Genomic DNA, 21565 nt, shown 5'->3' with positions numbered 1-21565 from the left:
TACCAGCGATCAGCCGAGCAGGCCGCCCAGCAGGTCGCCGAGACCGAGCAGGTCCAGGACGCTGCCGATGCCACCGGGGCCGGCGAGGATGCCCTGCAGCTGGCCGAGCGGGTCGACACCGGGCTGGGCGAAGAACAGCAGGCCGCTGATGACCTGGCCCAGGATCGCGCCGGAGCCAGCGCCACCGGGCACGAGCGCGCCGAGGGCACCGAGCTGGTCGACCATCTCGGTGAGGGCGCCGAGCCACGGGGCGGAGTCGCCGCCGACGTTGCCGGAGATCGCCTCGATGGTGCCGATGAACTGCGCGATCGCGGCCTGGACCGCGGCCGGGTCGGTGGGCAGGCCGCCGCCGGCGAGGCCGCCGAGCTGTGCGGTGAGCTGACCGATGAGGTCCTCGAGCTGCGGGATGCCGGCGATCGGCAGGTCGCCGGTCGGCAGGCCGCCCTGGAGCAGCTGGATCAGCGTGGCCATGGCCTCGGGGCCGCCGCCGATGGCGGTCAGCTCGCCGAGCAGGCCCTGGAGCGCGGCGGCGACGCCGGCCGGGTCCATGGCCTGGACGGCCGCGAGGAGCGCCTCGAGCTGCGCGGTGTCGAGGCCGGGGACCTCGGCCTGGCCCTGGACCTGGTCGAGACCGGCCTGGAGCTGGGCGATGAGCGCCTGGATGGCGGCAGCGGCCTCGGGGGGCAGCACCGCGGTGAGGCCGTTGAGGTCGATCCCGTCGAGCGCGAGCGAGCCCTGCTGGACCTGCTCGAGCACCGTCTCCTGGGTGACCGGGGCGGGCGCGCAGGCCGTGCGCACGTCGCGCTTCTCGGCCTTGACCCGCTTCTTGGCCTTGCGGACCTTGGCGGCGTTGTCGGAGCGCTTGGCCTTGCGCAGCTGCTTCTTGGCCTTGCTGAGGTCCTTGCGGGCCTGCTGGCACTGCGAGCTGACCTCGCGGTCGGCCGAGGAGCCGGCTGCCTGGGCCGCGCCGCCGGTGACGGCGACACCGCCCAGGGCGAGAGCGAGGGTGACGGTGCCGGTGACGACACCGTTCCGGAACATGCGTGAGTGCATGGTGAAACGTCCTCCCATGTAGATGAACCGCAGCCCTCCCAGACAACGGCGCGCCCAGCATGTCCACACCAGGGGCCCTCCGCGCCGGGGAACGGCGGAATTGGCCCGCGCCCAGGCGAGGACTGGCCGTTCGGAGGAGGGGGTGGTCTGGTCCACCTGGCGTCGCGCGACCCGGTGCGTCGAGGTCGGCAGTCGTCCGGGGGTGACGTGGACGACACTAGGAGGTAGGTGAGGCTTGCCTTACTCTTGTCCGCATGACCCTCCTGCCCGTGCGCGCGATCCAGGACGCCGACGCGTCCCCGCGCGGGGTCGCCCTGGCCCGGGGCCTGGGGCGGCACGGGGAGCGGCCGGCCCTGCTCGGGGAGGCCGGCACGACGTCGTACGCCGAGCTGGCGCGGCTGGTCGAGGCGGCCGCCGACCGGCACGCCGCCCGGGTGGCGGAGCCGCTGCTGCTGGCGGTGGGGCCCCGGCTCGAGGACGTCGTCACCTACCTCGCCTGCTTGGCGGTCGGCCGGCCCGTGCTGCTGACCGACCCGGCCCGGTCGACCGACGAGCTCGAGGCGCGCTTCGGCGCGCGGCCCGGCGCACCTGCGCCGCACCCCGACCTCGCGCTGCTGATGTCGACCTCCGGCAGCACCGGCAGCCCGCGGCTCGTGCGGCTCTCCGCCCGGGCCGTGCAGGCCAACGCCGAGGCGATCGCCGACTACCTCGGGCTGACGCCCGACGACGTGGGCGTCACCGCGCTGCCGCTGCACTACTGCTACGGGCTCTCGGTCCTGCACTCGCACCTCGCCGTCGGCGCGGCCGTCGTGCTGACGGGGACCTCCGTCGTCGACCCCTGCTTCTGGACGGCCGTCGACCGCCACGGCGTCACCAGCGTGGCCGGTGTGCCGCACTCCTTCGAGATGCTCGAGGTCTCCGGTGCCGCCGCCCGGCTGGCCGCCGGGCAGCACCCCTCCGTGCGGGTGCTGACCCAGGCCGGTGGCCGGATGGCACCGGAGACCGTGCGGTCCTGGGCCGAGCGCGGGGAGCGCGGCGGCTTCGACCTCGTGGTGATGTACGGCCAGACCGAGGCCACTGCCCGGATGGCCTACCTGCCGCCGCACCTGGCCGCCGAACGACCCGACTGCGTCGGCGTGCCCGTGCCCGGCGGCGACCTGCGGCTCGAGCCGGTGGCCGGCCAGCCCGAGGGCGTCGGGGAGCTGGTCTACAGCGGGCCCAATGTGATGATGGGCTACGCCGAGACCCGCGAGGACCTCGCCCGCGGTCACGACCTCACCGAGCTGCGCACCGGCGACCTCGGGCGCCAGGACGCCGACGGCCTGTGGCGGGTGGTCGGACGGCGCAGCCGCTTCGCCAAGGTGCTCGGGCTGCGCGTCGACCTCGACCGGGTCGAGTCCGGGCTCGCCGCCGAGGGCGTCGACGCGCTCGTCGTGGACGCCGGGGACCGGGTGGCCGTCGGCGTCGTGCGCGCCTCAGTGCCCACCTCGGTGCCCGCCTCCGCGCCCGCCGCTGCCCAGGCTCCCGCGGACGGCGCCGACCCGGTCGGTCGCGCGGCCTCGACCCCCGCGGACCGCGAGGGGCTCGCCGACCTGGTCGCCCGCACCGCGCGACTCGCCGGGGTCCCCGCGGCGGCCGTCACCGTCGTACCCCTGGAGGAGCGGCCGCTGCTCGCCTCCGGCAAGCCCGACCGCCAGCGCGTCGCCGCGCTGGCCCGGCGCCCCGAGCGGTACGTGACGGCCGGCGGCTCCTGTGCCGCGACGGCCTCCTCGCCGTCCGCGGCGGGGGTGCTCTCGGCGGTGCTCGGCCGACCGGTCGCGCCCCGGGACTCCTTCGCCTCGCTGGGCGGCGACTCCCTGTCGTACGTCGAGGCGTCGGTGCGGCTCGAGCAGCTGCTCGGCGGTCTCCCCGACGACTGGCACCTGCGCCCGGTCGGGACCCTCGTCGCCGCGCCGGCCCGGCGGGCACCGCGCGGGTGGCGGGCCGTCGAGACCGGCGTGCTGCTGCGGGCGCTGGCGATCGTGGCGATCGTCGGGACCCACGGCAACCTGCTCGACCTCACCGGCGGCGCGCACCTGCTGCTGGTGCTGATGGGCTTCAACCTGGGCCGGTTCGCGCTGGGGTCGCCGCAGCGGCGCGAGCGGGTGCGGGCGCTGGTGCGCAGCGCAGCCCGGGTGGCCGTGCCGTCGGTGCTGTGGATCGGGGGCGTGACGCTGCTGACCGGGCAGTACCCCTGGGCCACTGCCCTGCTCGTCAACCAGCTCGTCGGGCCGCGGTCGTGGACCGAGCCGGCCTGGCACTTCTGGTTCATCGAGGCGTTCGTGCTGTGCGTGCTCGGGCTGGCGCTGCTGGCCGCCGTGCCCGCGGTGCACCGGCTCGACCGTCGGCACCCCTTCTGGTTCCCGGTGGTGCTGGCCCTCGTCGGGCTGCTGACCCGCTACGAGGTCGTCGTGCTTCGCGGCGGCGACGTCATCCACCGCGCCGAGGTCGTCTGGTGGCTGGTCGCCCTGGGCTGGGCTGCCGCCCGCGCCACCACCACGACCCACCGCGCCGTCGTCTCGGCGCTGCTCGTCCTCACCGTCCCCGGCTTCTTCACCGACCCTGTCCGTGACCTGGTCGTCCTGGTCGCCGCCCTCGCGCTGGTCTGGGTGCGCCGCACCTGGGTGCCGGCCGCCCTCGTCCCGCTCGTCAGCGCCCTCGCCGCCGCCTCGCTGTGGATCTACCTCACCCACTGGCAGGTCTACCCCCATCTCGAGGTCGACCACCCGCTCCTCGCCACCCTCGCCTCCCTGGTCGTCGGCGTCCTGGTCCACCGCCTCGTGGCGCACCTGTCCGCGCTGACCCGTCGCATCTTCGGGGCTGACCCGTCGCGTCTTCGGGCGTCATCCGTCGCGTCCTCGGCGAGCCCCGACGGACCTGCAGCCGTGCGGATCGACGGTGGCCCGCGCCGAGGTCCTCACAGGTAGGTGCGGCTGGTCCGTCCCAGGACCAAGGCGTCGTACGTCGCCCGCAGACGGCGCTCGGCGTTCTGGCGCGGTCCGAAGACGTGCTCCTTCCGGAAGACCTCGACGGTCCAGCCGGCCCGGTGGATCTCCCGGCGACGGGTGGCGTTATGTGCCTTCTGGTCCGGGCTCGAGTGGAACTCCTCACCGTCGTACTCGGGTCCGAACGTCTCCTCGGGCAGCGCGATGTCCAGGATGTACGGCGTGCCCGGCACCGGGTGCTGGGTCGTCGGCCACGGCAGGTGTGCCTGGTGCCAGCGCAGCCGTAGGGCGGACTCGCCGAAGGACTGGGACCCGCCATCGGCAAGCGGAGCGAGAGCCCGCAGACCGACGACACCTCGGTACCCCTTGAAGCGCGGCACCTCGGCGAGCAACTCGGCCTGCGTGAACACCCCCATCGAGAGCATCGTGTCCATCCCGTGCAGCCGGACGTCGGTGTTGCGCGCGAGTCGACCGATGTCCAGCGCGGTGCGCAGCGGAGTCGTCACCTGCAGACCGCCCAGCTCCATGATCTCGTCGGCCCTGAGCTCCCGCTCCCCGCTGCGCACCTGGTGGCGTCGGAGTCGGCTGCCGGTCCGGGTCCGGAAGCAGGAGACCTCGGGGACGGTCAGATGGTCGCCGGGCACCAGTGCCCGGTCGCCCGCGATGAGCCAGGCCGCCGAGTGGTCGGCGATGAAGGCATCGTCCGGCACGGACAGGCTCAGGGCGGCGCACCTGGTCTCGAGCGTGTCCTCCAGGGTCGCCGGGACGTAGACGCCCTTGGCCGGTCGCCGCAGCCAGCGTGACATCACGGCGCGCGTCAGTTGGTCGTGCGTCATCCCGGCGTCGAGGGCCTGCTGGGTCGTGAACGGCCGGTCGCGAAGGTCGCGCGGCCCGTCCCCGGGTTCGTCGATCATGGCCAGCAGGTTGCCCAATTCCGGCGTACGACGTCGTTGCTCATCCACAGCCTGTCAGGACTGCCTGCCCTGTGCGCGTGCGCTCGGCAAGCACGGCGCGGGTTGGCTCCGTCGATGCGACGGGTCAGCGGCGAAGTTGCGACGGGTGAGCCCCGAAGTGGCGACGGGTCAGCCGTCCCGGGGTCAGCGGCGGGCGGAGTCGGGAGGTGCGAAGAGGGCTGTGTCGCCGGAGAGCAGGACGGGGCGGGAGCCGGGGACGACCGTGACGTCGACGGGGGTGCCGGGCTCGAGCCGGACGCCGTGCTGCTGCCAGGAGCGGACGGTGCGCCCGGAGGGGAGGCGGACGTGGTGGAGGACGAAGGCCCCGTGGTACTCGACGCGCTCCACGACGGCCGCGGCACTGGGTTCGGGGCGCAGGGCGACCTCGTGGGGGCGCAGCATCACCTCGACGTCGAGCTCGGTGCGGCCCCACCCCGGGACGGTCGAGACGACGCCGATCTCGGAGGTCAGCAGCGCGTCGCGCACGTGGGCGGGGAGGTAGTCCGCGTCGCCCATGAACGTCGCCACGAAGCGGTTGACCGGGGTCTCGTAGACCTCGGTGGGTGGCCCGACCTGCTCCACCACCCCACGACGTACGACGGCGAGCCGGTCACCCAGGGAGAGCGCCTCGGTCTGGTCGTGGGTGACCAGGAGCGCGGCGCTCCCGGTCAGCCGGATCGCGGCGAGGGTGTCGGCGCGCACCTGGGCGCGGAGGTTCTCGTCGAGGCTGGAGAACGGCTCGTCCAGCAGCACGACCGCCGGGCGGGGCGCGAGGGCGCGGGCCAGGGCGACCCGCTGCTGCTCGCCGCCGGAGAGCTCGTGCGGGTAGCGGTCGCGCAGGTCGCCGAGCCCGACGAGCTCGAGCACCTCGGTGACCCGGGGGCCGCGCTCGCCACGAGGCAGCCGGTCGAGCCCGAAGGCGATGTTGGTGGCGACGTCGAGGTGCGGGAAGAGGGCGTGGTCCTGGAAGACCAGCCCGACGTGGCGGCGCTCGGGCGGCACCCACCGGGAGCCGGCGACCTCGCGGTCGCCCAGCCACACCGACCCCGAGTCCGGCCGCTCGAGACCGGCGGCCAGCCGCAGCAGGGTCGACTTGCCGCAGCCCGAGGGGCCGATGACGGTGAGAACCTCGCCGGCCGCGACCGCGAGGTCGACGGCCTGGACCGCCGGGTGCTCGCCGTAGGACTTCGTGACCGCCTGCAGCCGCAGCGCCGGCGTCGTCGCACCGGCGGACGGGTCGCCGGTCGCGGATCCGGGGGACGCGGCGGCGGGCGTGGAGGCAGGCATGACGCCCACCATCATGGCGCCTGCCCGGTCACGCGCGTGCGGAAGGTCAGCGCGACGGGCACCACGGCGACCACGACGATGAGCAGCGCGGGCAGTGCGGCGCGCTCCCAGAAGTTCTCCGAGGCCAGCTCGTAGACCCAGACCGAGAGGGTCGTGAACCCGAAGGGCCGCAGCAGGAGCACCAGCGGCAGCTCTTTGACGGCGTCGACGATGACCAGGGTCAGCGCGACCGCGACGCCCGAGCGCGCCAGCGGCAGGTGCACCCGGCGCAGCAGCCGGCCGGGGGTCGCGCCGAGGGTCAGCGCCGAGGCGCTCACGGTCGGGGGGATGCGGCCGAAGCTGGCGTCGACGGCCTGGTAGGCCGGAGCGGTGAACCGCACGACGTAGGCGAGCAGGATGCCCAGCACCGACCCGGTGACCAGCACTCCCGTGCCGTCCTCGCGCCCGAGGGCCTCCAGGAGTCGGTCGGCGCCCTCGAAGAGCGCGAGCACGCCGATGCCGACGACGGCACCGGGCACGGCGTACCCGAAGGTCGTGGCCTGGGCGGCGCCCCGCACCCAGCGACCGCCGCCGAGCCGCAGCGCGTGGGCGAGCACGACCGAGACCAGCACGCACGAGACGGCGGCGATGGCGGCGACCAGCACCGAGCTGGTGAGGTGGTCTGCGAAGCGGTCGTTGACCAGCGGGTTGTCGTCGGCGACGGCCGACCAGGCCCAGGTGGCGAGCCGCAGCACGGGCAGCCCGAAGGCGAGCGCCGCCACCAGCGCGCAGGCGCCCGTGGCGGCCACGGCGCGGCCTCCGGTGAGCTCCCGGCGCTCCAGCCCGCGCCCGCGTCCGCCGCGCTGGTGGTAGCGCGCACCGCCGCGCAGGCCGCGCTCCATCCCGAGCACCACGAGGGCGAAGACCAGCACCAGGCTCGCGAGCGAGACGGCCGAGGCGACGTCGAAGGAGCCCTTCCAGGTCAGGTAGACCCCGACCGAGACCGTGCGGACGTTGAAGTACTGCACGGTCGCGAAGTCGGTGAGCACCTCCATCGTCACCAGCGCCAGTCCGGCAGCCAGCGAGGGGCGCGCGAGCGGCAGCAGGACGGTCCGGAAGGCGCGGGCCGGCGACGCGCCGAGCGTGCGTGCGGCGTCGTACGCCGTCGGGGCGATGTCGGTGAAGGCGGCCCGCACCAGGAGGTAGACGTAGGGGTACAGCGTGAGGACCAGGACCACCGACGCGCCCCCGAGCGAGCGGACCGGCAGGGCACCGAGGTCGTCCCCGAGCACGCTGCGCAGGGCGCCCTGCACGGGGCCGGCGTAGTCGAAGGTGGACAGGAAGACGAAGCCCAGGATGTAGGCCGGCATCGCCAGCGGGAGCACCAGCAACCAGGACAGCACCCTGCGCCCGGGGAACTCGTGCACGCTGACCAGCCACGCCAGCCCCGTGCCGAGCGCGGCGGTGCCGAGCGCGACGGACGTGACCAGCAGCAGTGTCGTGACGACCATCCGTCCCACGCCGCCGGGCAGCTGCAGTCCGCCCTGGAGCAGTGCGCGCAGCGCCACCGCCAGCACCGGGCTGGCGATGAGCGCGGCGACGACCAGCACCGCCGTGGACCAGCCGGGGCGGCCGGCACCCAGCAGGCGGCGGCTGCGCGGGCGGACGAGGCCCGGCGCAGGGGCCACCGCGGGGGCGGGGGCGGGGGCGGTCACGGGGTGCTGCTCGAGGCGGTCAGCGGTAGCCCGCGGCGTCGAGGACCTCGACGGCCTCGGCGTTGAGGGAACCGTACGCCGCCGCGTCGACGGGCAGCCGCTCGAAGGTGCCGAAGGAGGCGACCAGCGGCTCGGGGTCGACGTCGGGGTTCACCGGCAGCTCGTGGTTGCCGTCGACGAAGGCGCTCTGGCCGTCGGTGGCCAGCCACTCCAGCAGCTGCTGCGCCTCGGCGGAGGCCGGGCTGCCGGCGACGACGCCGGCACCGGAGATGTTCACGTGGGTCCCGGCGCCGTCCTGGCTGGCCCAGTAGACGTCCACGCTTAAATCGGGGTCCTCCTCGAGCAGGCGCGCGACGTAGTAGTGGTTGGTGATCCCGACCTCACAGCCGCCGGCGTCGATGGCCTCCAGCAGCTCGATGTCGTTGCTCATGATCTCGACGTCGTTGGCGACCCAGCTCTCGACGATCTCCTGGGCACGCTCCCGGCCGTGCAGGTCGATCAGGCTGGCCACCAGGCTCTGGGTGTAGGAGGAGGTCTCGTCGCGCATGCAGATGCGGCCGCGCCACTGCGGGTCGCCGAGACCGGCGTAGGTGTCCTCGGCGTCGAAGTCGTCGGGGTCCACGGTCTCGGGGTAGTAGACGATCGTGCGCGCGCGCATGGCCAGGCCGTACCACTCGCCGTCGGGGTCGCGGAGGTCCTCGGGGACCGCGCCGTCGAGCACGGTGGACTCGACCGGCTCCAGGACGCCCTGCTCGGCGGCGTTCCACAGGTTGCCGGCATCGACGGTCATGAAGATGTCGGCGGGGGTGTCCTCGCCCTCGGCCTTGAGCCGCTCCAGCAGCTCGGCGTCGTCGCCGTAGAGGAACTCCACGGTGATGCCGGTCTCCTCGGTGAAGTCCGCGAAGGCCTCCTCGAGGTCGTAGTGCCGTGCCGAGTAGACCTGCAGGTCGGCCTCCTCGCCGCCGAACAGGCCGCAGCCGGACAGGGCCATCGGGGTCAGCAGGGCCACGGCGAGCGCGGGCAGGGAACGGCGGCGGGACATCGAGGACTCCTGGGTGGGGCGGGGAAGGTGCCGTACGTCGGCGCGACCGGAGCCGCAGCCGAGGAAAGGTTAGCCTGCCCTTCCCAACGTGGACCAGTTGTCCGACGGGTGGAGGGGGTCACACGCCGGCGTACGACGCGAGCCCGCAGAGCACCACGACGAAGGCCCCGACGGGCCGTGCTCCTGGGTGGAGCTGCGGACCGTCGGGGCCTTCGTCGTGGTGCTGGGTGCCGCCCGGTGCCAGGGCGGCACCCGGGATCAGACGGCGACCGGCTCGGCGTCGGCGACCAGGCCGTTGGCCATGCCCCAGGCCACGGCCTGGGTGCGACGCTCGACGTCGATCTTGCGGTAGGCCTGGCGGATGTAGGTCTTGATCGAGTTGATCGACAGTCCCAGCTCCTCGCCGATCTCGCCGTTGGTGAGACCACCGGTGATGAGGGTCAGGATCTCCAGCTCGCGGGGGGTCAGGCGGCTGCCCGCGGGTGCCTGCGGGGTGCGGATCGGGGCCACCGGCTCCACCGGCTCGGCGGGGGTGTGGACCCGCGGGGCGGGGACGCCGCGGCCGGACACGATGTCCTCGAGGGCCACGACGAGCTGTGCCGCGGTCATCGACTTGGACAGGTAGGGGCTCGTGTTGTCGGGCAGCATGTCGGCCGGCGCCCAGCTGAACACCACGGCCTGGGCCTCGGCGGCCGACTGCAGGTTGCGCAGCATCGAGGCGCTGTAGGAGGACTGCTGCATCGGCTCGTAGAGGACGACGTCGACGTCCTCCGGGTGGGCGAGGGCGGTGCGGACGTCGATCAGCCGCACGCGCTCGGCGTAGGGGGTCAGCAGCGTCTCCAGGCCGGCGACAGCCAGGTCGTTGTCGTCGACGATGGTCGCCGTGAGGGTCTTCCTCTCGAAGGTCATGCTCGTCACCTCTGTGGAACGTCAGGAATCCGGGTGAGGCGCCGGCAGGCGCCTCACTCCTGTGTTTATCCAGTGCTCCAGGGTTCAATCACATCTCACCCCTTCGGGTTGACCTGTCCGGACCAGCACCTCCCCCCGCCTTGGACGGGAGGGGGTTGACCCGGGAGGGGCGCCGGTCGAGGGTGCGAAAAGGGGCTCTGAGCAGGAAGGACGCGTGCAGCAGCGATGTCCGGGCCGCACGCCGTGGGGGGTCCGGGTGGCCGCCACGCCAACCCCGGAGGGGGTCGGTGTGGCCCAGATCGCGTCGGTAAGGACCTGGTCCGGTGTGGATGCTGCGTGGAAGGTCTGCGGTGCTCAGCTCGGTCGGGCGGCCGGGATCTCCCGGGCCCGGTCGACCAGCGACAGCGCCGCGGTCACGGGGTCGCCCGGCAGGTGGAGCGCGCCCCACTCGACGGCGAGCTCGGCGGTGGCGCCCGGCCCGGCGAGCGCCAGCGTCTGGTCGCGCGCGAGGCGGCGTACGACGGCGACGTCGGCCTCGGAGAGCTGGAAGACCTGCGGGAGGGTGCCCGCGAGCACCACCAGCTCGGGCCGCACGACGTCGACGGCGACCTGCACCGACGGCAGCGGGCAGTTCGGGCCGAGGAACCGGGTGCGCCAGCCGGCGCGCTGCAGGACGACCTCGAAGGCCTTCAGCGCGATGTCGTGGGACTCCTCGGGCGGGCAGGCCAGCAGGGCGGTGGGTCCCGAGCGGGTGCCGGGACCGACGGCGAGGGCTGCGAGCCGACCCCGGACCAGGTCGCTGGCGAAGTGCTCGTCGGCGACGTCGAAGTCCCCGGACTCCCACCCTTGGCCGACCTGGGCCATGAAGGGGAGCAGCACGTCGCGGATGGCGGTCTCGACCGAGACCGTGCGCAGCAGCCGGTCCAGCGCCTCGTGCATCGAGCCGACGTCGAAGGCCAGCATCGCTGCCTCGAGCTCGGCGCGGGTGCGGGCGACGTCGAGCGACCCCTCGCTGTGGACGGTCCCGTCCTCGGCGCGGTCGTGGCCCTCGGCGCGGGTGCGCTCGTTGGCCAGGATGTCGGCGGCGGCCTGGGCGGCGGGCACCCCGCGCTCGCGGGCGGCCTGCATGGCCAGCGCCCGACGCTCGTCCTCGGGGCCGTAGAGGCGGTAGCCCGCCTGGGTGCGCGTGGGGCTGAGCAGGCCGTAGCGCATCTCCCACGCGCGCAGCAGCGTCTCGCTCACTCCGACCCGGGTGGCCAGCACCCCGATCCGCCAGCGCTCCGCCGGACCGCCGCTCATGGTTCCTCCTGGCTCCGCCCCCGGCGCCGCGTGCTGTCCGGGTGCCTGGGGGGTGACCCCGCCGTCGCCGGCGCTGCCCGGTCACCCCACCTTCTCCTTGACCTTCTACCGACCTTCGACAGCGGGGTTACACTGAGTCTTCGAGCCCGTCGCCGGGCTGTGCTGGGTCGGCGAGGGGAGCATCGCACATCGATCGACCCAGGAGGTCGAGACCCTTGACGGACTCGCAGCCGCTCGGCCGGCTCGTCGACTCGCTGGGCGTGGAGCACCGCCCGGAGGAGGGCGAGCTGGTCCTGGGTGCGGTCGTGCTGATGAAGGTGATGGAGGCCGACGGCCGCATCTCGATGCGCTCGGCCTGGTCGCCGGGTCTGAGCTGGATGGAGCGGGTCGGCATGCACCAGGCCGCCGCGCAGACCGACCTGCCCGTGCGGCCCTCCGGCCAGTGGGACACCCGCGAGCTCGACAGCGGCGTCTCCGTCGAGGGCATGGACGGCGACGGCTGGGACGACTCCGACCAGCGCTGACCCGTCCGCGGCGCGCCGACCGGCGTCCGGGACGACCGCCCCTCACGGGGCGGTCCCGCCGACGTCGTACGCCGGGGATGGCTCAGCAGGCCTCGGCGAGCGCCCCGCGCAACTGCAGCAGCAGCCGCTGGAGCAGGCGGGACACCTGGATCTGGCTCATGCCCAGTCGGCTGGCGATCTCGCGCTGGGGCAGCTCGTCGGCGAAGCGCAGGCGCAGAAGGTCGCGCTCGCGCGGGCTCAGCGTGCGCAGCAGCGGGGCGACGACGAGGCGGGCCTCGGTGCGGGCGACGTCGGCCTCGTGGCCGGGGTCGCCGACCTCGCGCAGGACCGAGGCCTCGCCCTCGCCACCCTCGGCGCCCGGAGGGGTGTCGAGGGAGAGGAGCGAGAAGCAGGAGCGGGCGGCGAGCGCCTCGCGGACCACGTCCACCGACTCCTCCACCTCGTCGGCCAGGGCGCTGACCGAGGCCTCGTCCACCCGGTCCAGGGAGGCGCCGGAGCGGACCAGGCGGCCGTGGGCCCGCTGGACCTCGCGCGGGGGTCGGATGGTCCAGGAGTGGTCGCGGAAGTGGCGACGGATCTCGCCGGTCATCGACGGCACGGCGTAGGAGAGCAGGTCGCGCTCGTGGCTGGGGTCGAACGAGCGCACGGCCCGCACGAGGGCGAGATAGGCGACCTGGGTGAGGTCCTCGACGGGGATCGACTTGCGGGCGTAGCGGCGGGCGACGGCCTCGGCGACGCGCATGTTGAGCTCGACCACCCGGTCCAGGCACGCGGCCCGCTCCTCGGGGGAGACACCGGCGGCGTGCGCCCGCGCGAGCAGCTCGGCGGTCTGCTCGGAGCGCTGCGCGTCGGTGAGCCGGCGCACGGAGAGGGCGTCCTGGATGCGGTGGTCGGCGTCGGCCGGGGCGGTCGGCTGGCGGCGTACGAGCGGGACGACGTCGTCGGTGCGAACCTCGCGCCGGTCGTCGAGCGGGCTGGTCGTCATGCCTTCTCGCTCTCTGCGCTGAGCGCGGTGGGCCGGTCTCCCGGGAGGTGCGGTGCTTGTTGAAGAACTCTAAACAACCTTCGACAAACCTTGCACACTTCTCACCCTTTTGGGCCGGGACCGGGGAGGAGCCCGGGAGGCGGTCGGGCGGCGGGGAGAAGGCCGCCGCGCGGGACGCACGCCTGGAACGGCCCCGCGAGCGGGCCGCAGCATCAACAATGCACCCGTGGTGGTCGCACGCGCTCCCTTCGGCTCCTGGCTCCTCGGCCCCGAGGGCCAGTCGCTGCGCCGTCTCCGGGTGCGCATCCAGTTGCTGCTGACCTTCGGCATCTCGCTGACCCACGCCATCGGGGCGGGGATCGTCGTGGTGCTGACGCTGTTCGTGATCCCGCAACCCGGCGGCAGCGACGACCTCTACCTCGCACTCGCCGTCGCGGTCCCCGTGTACGTCGGGCTCGCACTGCTCATCGGGGTCGTGTGGGGCACTCGGGTGGCGTTCCGCTCACTGCGCTGGGCCCTGCGCGGCGAGGAGCCGACGCCGACGGACCGTCGTCGTGCCATGCGGGTGCCGCTGCAGCTGGCGGCCGTCTCCGGGTTCCTGTGGGCCGGCGCCGCGGTGCTCTTCACGGGGCTCGCCCTCTGGCTGGCCCCCTCCCGGGCCCTGGGCACCGGACCGACGGTGGCGATCGGCGGCGCGGTGGTCTGCGCGGTGACCTACCTGCTCGCGGAGTTCGTCCTGCGCCCGGTCGCGGCGCGCGCGCTCACCGGCGCCCCGGGCACCCGCCGCCCCCGGGGTCTCGGCGTGGGCGGGCGGATGCTCACCTTCTGGTTGCTGGGCACCGGGATGCCGTTGCTCGGCCTGGGGTACGCCGCCCTGCTGGCGCTCGTGCAGGGCGACGTCTCCGCGGACCGGATGGCGGTGGAGGCACTGGCGATCTCCGGGGTGGTGCTGGTCTTCGGGCTGCTCGTCACCGTGCTCAACGCCCGCTCGGTCGTCGCCCCGCTGGTCTCGGTGCGACGGGCCCTGGGGCGGGTGCAGGACGGCGACCTGGACCAGCGGGTGCCGGTCTACGACGCCACCGAGCTCGGCCTGCTGCAGGCCGGCTTCAACCACATGGCCGAGGGCCTGGCCGAGCGCGAGCACCTGCGCGACCTCTTCGGCCGCCACGTCGGGCAGGAGGTCGCCCGCGCGGCCGTCTCCGGCGACGTCGAGCTCGGCGGGGAGACCCGGTGCGTCACCGTGCTCTTCGTCGACCTGGTCGGCTCCACGACGATGGCTGCGGGCCGCGACCCCGCCGAGGTCGTGGAGCTGCTCAACGGCTTCTTCGAGGTCGTCGTCGACGAGGTCGACCGGCACGGGGGGCTGGTCAACAAGTTCATGGGCGACGCGGTGCTCGCGGTCTTCGGCGCCCCGGTCGACCTCCCGGACCACGCCACCCGAGGGCTGCGCGCGGCCCGCGCGATGGTCGAGCGGCTGGCTGCCGAGCAGCCCACCCTCGACGCCGGGATCGGGGTCTTCACGGGGGAGACCGTCGCCGGCAACGTCGGCACCCGTTCGCGGCTGGAGTACACCGTGATCGGGGACGCCGTGAACGCCGCCGCCCGCCTCACCGAGCTGGCCAAGGACGTCGAGGGCCGGGTGCTCACGTGCGCCGAGACGGTCGGGGACGCGGGCGAGGAGGAGGCGGTCCGGTGGGTCCGGCACGACACGGTGACCCTGCGGGGCCGGACCTCGGAGACCGAGCTGTTCGTCCGCACGTGAGGCACGGCACAGCGCCGCCGAGTCGGTCGTCGGCGGCGTACCCCCCCAGCATGGGGGCGTGAGCGCACCCTCCCCGGCTGCCCTGGCGCCGCGGGAGCGGTTGCTGTGGGTCGACGTCGCCAAGGGCCTGTGCATCCTGCTCGTGGTGCTCCACCACGCCGTGGTCAAGGACCTCGCCGTGCAGGCGCCGCCGGCCCTCGCCCCGGTCGCGGACGGGTGGGCGGCCGTGACGATGGCGCTCAAGCCCGTGCGGATGCCGCTCTTCTTCGTGCTCAGCGGCCTCGTGGCCGCCGGTGCGGTCACCCGCCCGTGGCCGCAGGCCCGCCGCCGGGTGCTCTCGCCCTACTACCTGTACGTCGTGTGGCTGGTGCTGCAGGGCGCGTTCTTCTCCGTCGAGCGGCTGCTGCCGATGAACCGCACCCAGGACCTCGCCGAGCTCGCGGGTGACCTGGTGTGGGCCTCGACCGGCCTGTGGTTCCTCTACGCCCTGGCCGTCTACTTCGCCCTGGCACGGCTGCTCTCACGGTTCCCGCGCGAGCGGGTGCTGCTGGTCGCGGCGGCCGTCTCCGCGCTGTCCGGACTGGTCCCCACGGAGGCGTGGAACCGCACGTCGGTGCTCTTCCACTTCACCTTCTTCGCGCTCGGGGCGCTGGCGCCGGACCTGGTGCGCCGGGTCGCTGACCGGGTCGGGGACGGGGTCTCTCTCGGGGTCCGGGACGGGGCTGGTGGGCTGCTGCCGCGGCTGGCGCTGCTCTACCTCGCGCTCGTGGTGCTGCTGCCGCTGGTGCACCTGCCGCGCACCGTGGACCTGCTCGTCGCGAGCGCGGTCGGCGTGCCGCTGGGGATCGGGCTGTGCGTGCGGCTGGCCCGCGGGACCGGCTGCGGAGCGCCTGGCCTGGATCGGGCGGCGGACGCTGCCGGTCTACGTGCTGCACGCGCCGCTGCTGGCGCTGGCCCTCCACCTGCCCGAGCCGCTGCGGGTCAGCCCCCTGGGCCGGGGCTACCTGGGCTGGCTCGAGGCGGCGGCGTACCCCGTCGTGCTGACGGGCTTCGCCGTCGCGGCCGCGCTGGTGATGCACGCCGGGCTGCGTCGATGCGGCGCCTCCGCGCTCTTCGCGCTGCCGCAGCGCCCTGGGGGCCCCGGGGTGGCGGGTCGGGCTCAGGCGACGGTGGCCGCGAGGTCCTGAACGGGGCGGCCGGCGCGGTGCCGCCCGACGCGCGCGGTCTCCGTGCGCGTCACTGCGGGAGTGGGGACGTCGGAGGTGGCGTCCTCGACGGCGAGCAGGGCCTCGAGGTGCGCCGCCACGTCGGCGGCGCTGGGCCGCTCGGCCGGGACCCGTGCGGTCATGGCCGCGAGCAGCCTGGTCCACGCGGCGCCGAGCGAGATGGGGATGGTCGGGCTGCGGTGGACGCGGGCCCAGGCCGAGCTGTCGTCGGGGCCGGAGTACTCCCGGTGGCCGGTGAGGGCCTCGAGGAGCAGCAGCCCGAGAGCGAAGACGTCGACCGCGGTGCCGATCGCCTCGCCCAGGACCTGCTCGGGGGCGAGGTAGGCGAGGGAGCCGACCGTGTGGCCGGGGCGGCCGTGCGGGTCGGGCTCGCCGACGTCGAGGCTGATGCCGAGGTCGCAGATCCGGGCGCTCCCGGACGGGTCGAGCAGCACGTTGGCGGGCTTCACGTCGCGGTGGACGATGCCCTCGGAGTGCAGGTAGGCGAGCGCCGAGGCGACGTCGCGCCCGATCGCGGCGACCCGCTGCGGGTCGAGCGGCCCGTCGGCGAGCACGGTCGCGAGGTCGGGACCGTCGACCAGCTCCAGCACGAGGTACGGCGCTCCGTGGCCCTCCCACGCGGCGTCGAGGATCCGCACCAGCCCGGGGTGGCGCAGGTCGGCGAGCAGTCGGCCCTCGTCGCGCAGGCGCAGTCGGTGCTGGGCACGGCCCAGGCCGGGCCGGACCCGCTTGAGGGCGACGTCGCGGCCCAGGCGCAGGTCGTGCGCGCGGTGCACGGTCGCGGTGCCGCCCGCGGCGATGGTGCCGTCGACGCGGTAGCGCCCGAGGATCTCGGTCTGCTGCTGCTCGCTCATCACTGCCCTCTCCGTGCGGTCCCACCAGGGGTTCCCCGGGTGCGGGCACGGCTAACCGCCCGGAGGGGTGGCCACGGGGGACGACCGGCCGTGTGCCTGGGGTCCGCTCAGCGACCGACGCCGGCGGCGGCCTCGACCAGGGACGGGCCGTACCAGGTGAGCAGCCGTCCGCTGACCAGCTCCACGGGGGTGCGGGTGAAGGCCTCCGGGCCGTCGTCGGCGGTGAAGACGTACGGCTCGTCGGGGAGCAGCACCGCGTCGACCGCGGCGGTGTCGATCGCCTCGGCGGTGACGGTGGGGTAGCGCTGCTCGGGGTCAGCGCCCTCGGGGACGACGACCTCCCAGCCCAGGCGGCGGCACAGGTCGGCGGTGAACGTGCGCGGCCCCACGACCATCCACGGGTCGCGCCAGATCGGCACGACGACCCGACGGGTCACCGGCGGCAGGTCCCCGCACCAGAGACGCCGGGCCTCGGCCAGCCACGCCGGGCGCGGCCAACCCAGCAGGTCGAGCACCCGCTCGAGCTCCGCGACCCCCTGGGGGACGGTCTCGATGTCGGTCACCTCGACCCGCACCCCCGAGTCGCGCAGCCGCCGGACGTCCAGCTCGCGGTTCTCCTCGCGGTTGACCACGACGACGTCGGGGCGCAGGGCCCTGATCGCGGCGAGGTCCGGGTTCTTGGTCCCGCGCACCCGCGCGACGCCGTACGACTCCAGGTCGGCGGGGTGGGTGCACCAGTCGGTGGCGCCCACGAGCCCCGCGGGGTCCACGCTGGCCAGCGCCTCGGTGATCGAGGGGACCAGCGACACCACCCGCCGCGCCCTCACCGCCGAACCGTCACTTCTGAACCCCCGACCCGTCACTTCTGCTCGCGCTCGCCCGATGCCCTGGTCCGGAACTGACGGTTGGCGGGTTCGGAAGTGACGGTTCGGCGGTCAGCGCAGGCCGAGCGAGCCCGACGTGGCCGCTTCGAAGGGCAGCGCTGCGTGCTCGGCGATGCGTCGGTCGAGGTTGGCGGCGACGTCGGCGGGCCAGGGAGCGGTACGCCGGTCGGAGAGGTCGATGTGCAGGAAGATCTCCTCGAAGACGGCCGAGACGCGCTCGTGGGTCTCGTCGAGGATGTAGACCAGCGCGTGCGCGGCCCGCTCGCTGCGCCCGAGCAGCCGCACGCGCACCGACATCCGGTCGCCCGTGCGCAGCTCGTGCAGGTAGGTCACGTGGTGCTCGGCGGCGAAGCAGGCGTGGCCCTCGCGCAACGGCCAGTCCATCGGGATGCCGAGGTCGACCAGGGACTCGTCGAGTCCCTCGGAGCCGATGCCCAGGTAGTGGCGCACGTTGAGGTGGCCGTTGTTGTCCTCGAAGGCCACCGGGACGGGCTGCTCGGCGTACGCCGGCAGGTCGACGAGCTGGGCGAAGGACGGGTGCGCGGTGCTGGTCACGGGGGTGAACCTATCTGTTGTCCGACCGATGTCTCGACACGCCCGTCGCGGCCTCGTTCCTCGGCCGCGGGGCTTGCTCGACCTCTTCGCTGACGCTGCCTCGCTGCGCTCGGCAGCGGCTCAGACATTCCGGCGGTACTGCCCGCCCACCTCGAAGAACGCCTCGGTCACCTGGCCCAGGGAGCAGACGCGGGCGGCGTCGACCAGGACCGCGAAGACGTTCTCGTCCGGCGAGGCGGCCGCGGCCTTGAGGCGGGCGAGCGCCTCGGTGGCCTCCTGCTCGTGGGTGCGGGTGAACTCCCGGACCCGACGCAGCTGCGACTCCTTCTCCGACTCCGTCGCGCGCGCGAGCTCGACGTGCTCGGGGGTCGCGTCGTCACCGCCGGGGCGCAGGAAGGTGTTGACGCCGATGATCGGCAGGCTGCCGTCGTGCTTGCGGTGCTCGTAGAGCATCGACTCGTCCTGGATCCGGCCGCGCTGGTAGCCGGTCTCCATCGCGCCGAGCACGCCGCCGCGCTCGTTGATCGCCTCGAACTCCCGCAGCACCGCCTCCTCCACGAGGTCGGTCAGCTCCTCGATGACGAACGAGCCCTGGAGCGGGTTCTCGTTCATCGCCAGGCCCCACTCGCGGTTGATGATCAGCTGGATCGCCAGCGCCCGACGCACCGACTCCGGGCTCGGGGTGGTGACGGCCTCGTCGTAGGCGTTGGTGTGCAGGGAGTTGGCGTTGTCGTAGATCGCGATCAGCGCCTGCAGCGTCGTGCGGATGTCGTTGAAGTCCATCTCCTGCGCGTGCAGCGACCGGCCGGAGGTCTGCACGTGGTACTTCAGCTTCTGGGAGCGCTCGTTGGCGCCGTACTTCTCCTTCATGGCCACCGCCCAGATGCGGCGGGCGACGCGGCCGATGACGGAGTACTCCGGGTCCATGCCGTTGGAGAAGAAGAACGACAGGTTGGGGGCGAAGTCGTCGATGTCCATCCCGCGCGCGAGGTAGGCCTCGACATAGGTGAAGCCGTTGGCCAGGGTGAAGGCGAGCTGGCTGATGGGGTTCGCCCCGGCCTCGGCGATGTGGTAGCCGGAGATCGAGACCGAGTAGAAGTTGCGCAGCCGGTGCTGGATGAACCACTCCTGGATGTCGGCCATCATCCGCAGCGAGAACTCGGTGGAGAACAGGCAGGTGTTCTGGCCCTGGTCCTCCTTGAGGATGTCGGCCTGCACCGTGCCGCGCACGCTCTGGATCGCCTCGTAGGGGTCGATGCCGCGCTCGCGGGCCTGGTCCATCACGGTGTTGAGGTAGAAGGCCAGGACGGTCGGCGCCGGGCCGTTGATCGTCATGCTGACCGAGGTGGTCGGCGCGAGCAGGTCGAAGCCGTCGTACAGCTCCTTCATGTCGTCCAGGGTCGCGACGCTCACGCCGGAGGTGCCGACCTTGCCGTAGATGTCGGGGCGCTCGTCGGGGTCGCGGCCGTAGAGGGTCACGGAGTCGAACGCGGTCGAGAGCCGGGTGGCCGGCTGGCCCTCCGACAGCATCTTGAACCGGCGGTTGGTGCGCGCCGGGTCGCCCTCGCCGGCGAACATCCGCGCCGGGTCCTCGCCCTCGCGCTTGAACGGGAAGACGCCCGCGGTGAAGGGGAAGCGGCCCGGGAGGTTCTCGTCGCGGAAGAACCGCACGAGCTCGCCGTGGTCGGTCCAGCGCGGCAGCGCCACCTTGGGCACCTGGTTGCCCGACAGGGAGGTGCGGCCCTCGACCGCGGCGTACTCCTCCTTGACCTGCGGCCAGGTGTCCAGCTGCTTGCGGGTCTCGACCGGCAGCTGCTCGCGCGCCTGCTCCAGCAGGACGGGTACGCCGCCGGCGTCCGCGCCCGCGGACTCCAGCTCGCCCGCCACCGACTCCAGGCGCTGCAGGCGGCGGGCCTGCTCGACCAGCTCGGCCGTGCGTGCGTGGTAGTCGCGGACGGTCTGGGTGATCTCGGCCAGGTAGCGCACCCGGTCCTGCGGCACGACCGCGCGGATCCCGCTGGAGTGCTTGACGTCGACCGGGGCCAGCGCGCCCTCGGCCACGGGCAGGCCCTTGTCGGCCAGCAGCCCGCGCAGGTGCTGGTAGAGCGCGGTGACGCCGTCGTCGTTGAAGGTCGCGGCGCTCGTGCCGAAGACCGGCATGTCGCTCGGCTGCTGCCCGAACGCCTCGCGGTTGCGCACCATCTGCCGGCCCACGTCGCGCAGCGCGTCGGCCGCACCCCGGCGCTCGAACTTGTTGATCGCCACCAGGTCGGCGAAGTCGAGCATGTCGATCTTCTCCAGCTGGCTGGCCGCGCCGAACTCCGGCGTCATGACGTACATCGAGGTGTCGACGAACGGCACCACCGCCGCGTCGCCCTGGCCGATGCCGGGGGTCTCCACGACGACCAGGTCGAAGCCGGCGGCCTTGAGCACGGTGATGACGTCGGCGAGGTGGTCGGGGATCTCGTGCGCGCCGCGGGTCGCGAGGCTGCGGAAGTAGACCCGGTCGCGGTCGTGGCCCGGGAGGTCGAGGGAGTTCATCCGGATCCGGTCGCCGAGCAGCGCGCCGCCGCCCTTGCGGCGGGTCGGGTCGACGGCCACGACCGCCACCCGCAGCTTGTCCTGCTGGTCGACGCGGAAGCGGCGCAGGATCTCGTCGGTCAGCGAGGACTTGCCCGAACCACCGGTGCCGGTGATGCCGAGGACGGGGGCGTGGCTGCGGGCGGCTGCCTGCTGGAGGGCCTCCAGGGTCGCGCCGTCGAGGCGACCGAGCTCGGCGCCGGTGAGGGCACGGGCGACCGCGGACCGCTCGCCGGTCAGCACCTGGTCGGCGGTGACCGGCCGGAGGTCCCACAGGTCGGTGTCGCAGGCCTCCACGACGGTGTTGACCATCCCGACCAGGCCGAGGCGCTGGCCGTCCTCGGGGCTGAAGATCGTCACGCCGGACTCCCGCAGCCGGGCGATCTCGTCGTGCACGATCACGCCGCCGCCCCCGCCGACGACCTTCACGTGGCCCGCGCCGGCCTCGCGCAGCAGCTCGACGAGGTACTCGAAGTACTCCACGTGGCCGCCCTGGTACGACGACACCGCGACGCCCTGGACGTCCTCCTCCAGCGCCGCGTCGACGACCTCCTGCACCGAGCGGTTGTGCCCGAGGTGCACGACCTCCGCGCCCTGGCTCTGGAAGATCCGCCGCATGATGTTGATCGAGGCGTCGTGGCCGTCGAAGAGGCTGCTCGCCGTCACCAGGCGGACCGGGTTCGACGGGACGTGCAGGGGGCGGGAGGTCGGGTCGCTCACGGGGGCTCCAGGGGAAGGTACTTGGATGTCCAACTATCGGGTGCGAGTGTAGCCGTCGTCACGTTGCAGCGTCGACCGTCTCGCGGGGTGGGGACTGTCTTGTCGGAGTGGTCGCTGCGGGCTGGTGGTCGGGCTGGGTCGAGGGGTGCGCGGCGCCGCGCCCGGCCACGGCCAGCCGGGCGCGCCCCCTTCGTCGCTACCAGGCCGTTCGCTCGTCCCTCACGAACGGCGCGCCAGACCCAGCCACGCTCCTC

The 21565-nt window shown here is 73.8% G+C and carries 16 protein-coding genes and 1 pseudogene; 5 read left to right on the top strand and 12 right to left on the bottom strand.

All coding sequences use genetic code 11. The features are described 5' to 3' along the window. Positions 1-9: 9 nt before the first annotated feature. Positions 10-1053, bottom strand: coding sequence for a hypothetical protein (locus Q1V71_RS07500; RefSeq protein WP_300642480.1), 1044 nt, complete (start codon positions 1051-1053; stop codon positions 10-12). Positions 1054-1307: 254 nt separating this feature from the next. On the opposite strand from Q1V71_RS07500, the gene Q1V71_RS07495 reads away from it, so the two are divergent. Beyond that, positions 1308-4019 (top strand): AMP-binding protein, encoded by a 2712-nt coding sequence (locus Q1V71_RS07495; protein ID WP_300642477.1) that lies wholly within the window; start codon positions 1308-1310, stop codon positions 4017-4019. Here Q1V71_RS07495 and Q1V71_RS07490 read toward each other — a convergent pair. The 6 genes from Q1V71_RS07490 to Q1V71_RS07465 all read right to left on the bottom strand — a co-directional run bounded on the left by Q1V71_RS07490 (position 4010) and on the right by Q1V71_RS07465 (position 11221). Next, a complete protein-coding gene (locus tag Q1V71_RS07490) occupies positions 4010-4951 on the bottom strand; it encodes a hypothetical protein (RefSeq protein WP_300642474.1) in 942 nt (313 codons plus the stop codon). The two genes, Q1V71_RS07495 and Q1V71_RS07490, sit on opposite strands and share 10 nt — an antisense overlap. A 183-nt stretch (positions 4952-5134) precedes the next feature. Beyond that, the gene (locus Q1V71_RS07485; RefSeq protein WP_300642471.1) at positions 5135-6277 is read right to left on the bottom strand and encodes an ABC transporter ATP-binding protein; all 1143 of its coding nucleotides are present in this window, start codon (positions 6275-6277) and stop codon (positions 5135-5137) included. Positions 6278-6288: 11 nt separating this feature from the next. Continuing rightward, a complete protein-coding gene (locus Q1V71_RS07480; protein ID WP_300642468.1) occupies positions 6289-7971 on the bottom strand; it encodes an iron ABC transporter permease in 1683 nt (560 codons plus the stop codon). A 19-nt stretch (positions 7972-7990) separates the two neighbouring features. Next, on the bottom strand, positions 7991-9013 hold the full coding sequence (locus tag Q1V71_RS07475; protein WP_300642465.1) for an extracellular solute-binding protein: 1023 nt from the start codon (positions 9011-9013) through the stop codon (positions 7991-7993). A gap of 258 nt (positions 9014-9271) precedes the next feature. Beyond that, the gene (locus tag Q1V71_RS07470) at positions 9272-9922 is read right to left on the bottom strand and encodes a response regulator transcription factor (RefSeq protein WP_300642462.1); all 651 of its coding nucleotides are present in this window, start codon (positions 9920-9922) and stop codon (positions 9272-9274) included. Positions 9923-10276: 354 nt separating this feature from the next. After that, a complete protein-coding gene (locus Q1V71_RS07465) occupies positions 10277-11221 on the bottom strand; it encodes a B12-binding domain-containing protein (protein ID WP_300642459.1) in 945 nt (314 codons plus the stop codon). A 215-nt stretch (positions 11222-11436) separates the two neighbouring features. Between Q1V71_RS07465 and Q1V71_RS07460 the strand changes: the two genes are divergently transcribed. Then, positions 11437-11745: a hypothetical protein gene (locus tag Q1V71_RS07460; RefSeq protein ID WP_300642456.1), complete on the top strand. Its 309-nt coding sequence runs from the start codon at positions 11437-11439 to the stop codon at positions 11743-11745. A gap of 82 nt (positions 11746-11827) precedes the next feature. Here the strand turns inward: Q1V71_RS07460 and Q1V71_RS07455 are convergent, their stop codons facing one another. Next, the gene (locus tag Q1V71_RS07455) at positions 11828-12730 is read right to left on the bottom strand and encodes a sigma-70 family RNA polymerase sigma factor (protein WP_300642453.1); all 903 of its coding nucleotides are present in this window, start codon (positions 12728-12730) and stop codon (positions 11828-11830) included. Positions 12731-12956: 226 nt separating this feature from the next. Here Q1V71_RS07455 and Q1V71_RS07450 point away from each other — a divergent pair, with 226 nt between their 5' ends. The 3 genes and pseudogenes from Q1V71_RS07450 (at position 12957) to Q1V71_RS07445 (ending at position 15679) form a co-directional block, all read left to right on the top strand. Next, a complete protein-coding gene (locus Q1V71_RS07450; RefSeq protein WP_300642450.1) occupies positions 12957-14492 on the top strand; it encodes an adenylate/guanylate cyclase domain-containing protein in 1536 nt (511 codons plus the stop codon). A 58-nt stretch (positions 14493-14550) separates the two neighbouring features. Continuing rightward, positions 14551-15348, top strand: a pseudogene (locus Q1V71_RS20035) (acyltransferase family protein); the annotation flags it as partial. Positions 15349-15418: 70 nt separating this feature from the next. Then, positions 15419-15679, top strand: a complete 261-nt coding sequence (locus Q1V71_RS07445) for a hypothetical protein (protein ID WP_300642447.1) — start codon at positions 15419-15421, stop codon at positions 15677-15679. On the opposite strand, the gene Q1V71_RS07440 is transcribed toward Q1V71_RS07445, so the two are convergent. The 4 genes from Q1V71_RS07440 to icmF form a co-directional block, all read right to left on the bottom strand. Next, the gene (locus tag Q1V71_RS07440; protein ID WP_300642444.1) at positions 15652-16572 is read right to left on the bottom strand and encodes a serine/threonine-protein kinase; all 921 of its coding nucleotides are present in this window, start codon (positions 16570-16572) and stop codon (positions 15652-15654) included. The genes Q1V71_RS07445 and Q1V71_RS07440 overlap by 28 nt on opposite strands. 107 nt (positions 16573-16679) lie before the next feature. After that, complete coding sequence (locus Q1V71_RS07435; protein WP_300642442.1) at positions 16680-17399, bottom strand: helical backbone metal receptor; 720 nt, start codon at positions 17397-17399, stop codon at positions 16680-16682. Positions 17400-17507: 108 nt separating this feature from the next. Further along, complete coding sequence (locus Q1V71_RS07430) at positions 17508-18011, bottom strand: thioesterase family protein (protein WP_300642439.1); 504 nt, start codon at positions 18009-18011, stop codon at positions 17508-17510. Positions 18012-18131: 120 nt separating this feature from the next. Beyond that, positions 18132-21311, bottom strand: a complete 3180-nt coding sequence (gene icmF / locus Q1V71_RS07425; RefSeq protein ID WP_300642436.1) for a fused isobutyryl-CoA mutase/GTPase IcmF — start codon at positions 21309-21311, stop codon at positions 18132-18134. Positions 21312-21565 lie beyond the last annotated feature (254 nt).

Source organism: Nocardioides sp., assembly GCF_030149505.1.
In the GTDB taxonomy this organism is placed as follows: Bacteria; Actinomycetota; Actinomycetes; order Propionibacteriales; family Nocardioidaceae; genus Nocardioides.
Note: the sequence above shows the minus strand (reverse complement) of the source record. Positions and strands in the feature narration are given on the sequence as shown.

Bases quoted from the DNA above. Each gene is read 5' to 3' on its own strand.
- Q1V71_RS07500 (WP_300642480.1), bottom strand. From the start codon at position 1,053: ATGCACTCACGCATGTTCCGGAACGGTGTCGTCACCGGCACCGTCACC.
- Q1V71_RS07495 (WP_300642477.1), top strand. From the start codon at position 1,308: ATGACCCTCCTGCCCGTGCGCGCGATCCAGGACGCCGACGCGTCCCCG.
- Q1V71_RS07490 (WP_300642474.1), bottom strand. From the start codon at position 4,951: ATGATCGACGAACCCGGGGACGGGCCGCGCGACCTTCGCGACCGGCCG.
- Q1V71_RS07485 (WP_300642471.1), bottom strand. From the start codon at position 6,277: ATGCCTGCCTCCACGCCCGCCGCCGCGTCCCCCGGATCCGCGACCGGC.
- Q1V71_RS07475 (WP_300642465.1), bottom strand. From the start codon at position 9,013: ATGTCCCGCCGCCGTTCCCTGCCCGCGCTCGCCGTGGCCCTGCTGACC.
- Q1V71_RS07470 (WP_300642462.1), bottom strand. From the start codon at position 9,922: ATGACCTTCGAGAGGAAGACCCTCACGGCGACCATCGTCGACGACAAC.
- Q1V71_RS07465 (WP_300642459.1), bottom strand. From the start codon at position 11,221: ATGAGCGGCGGTCCGGCGGAGCGCTGGCGGATCGGGGTGCTGGCCACC.
- Q1V71_RS07455 (WP_300642453.1), bottom strand. From the start codon at position 12,730: ATGACGACCAGCCCGCTCGACGACCGGCGCGAGGTTCGCACCGACGAC.
- Q1V71_RS07440 (WP_300642444.1), bottom strand. From the start codon at position 16,572: ATGAGCGAGCAGCAGCAGACCGAGATCCTCGGGCGCTACCGCGTCGAC.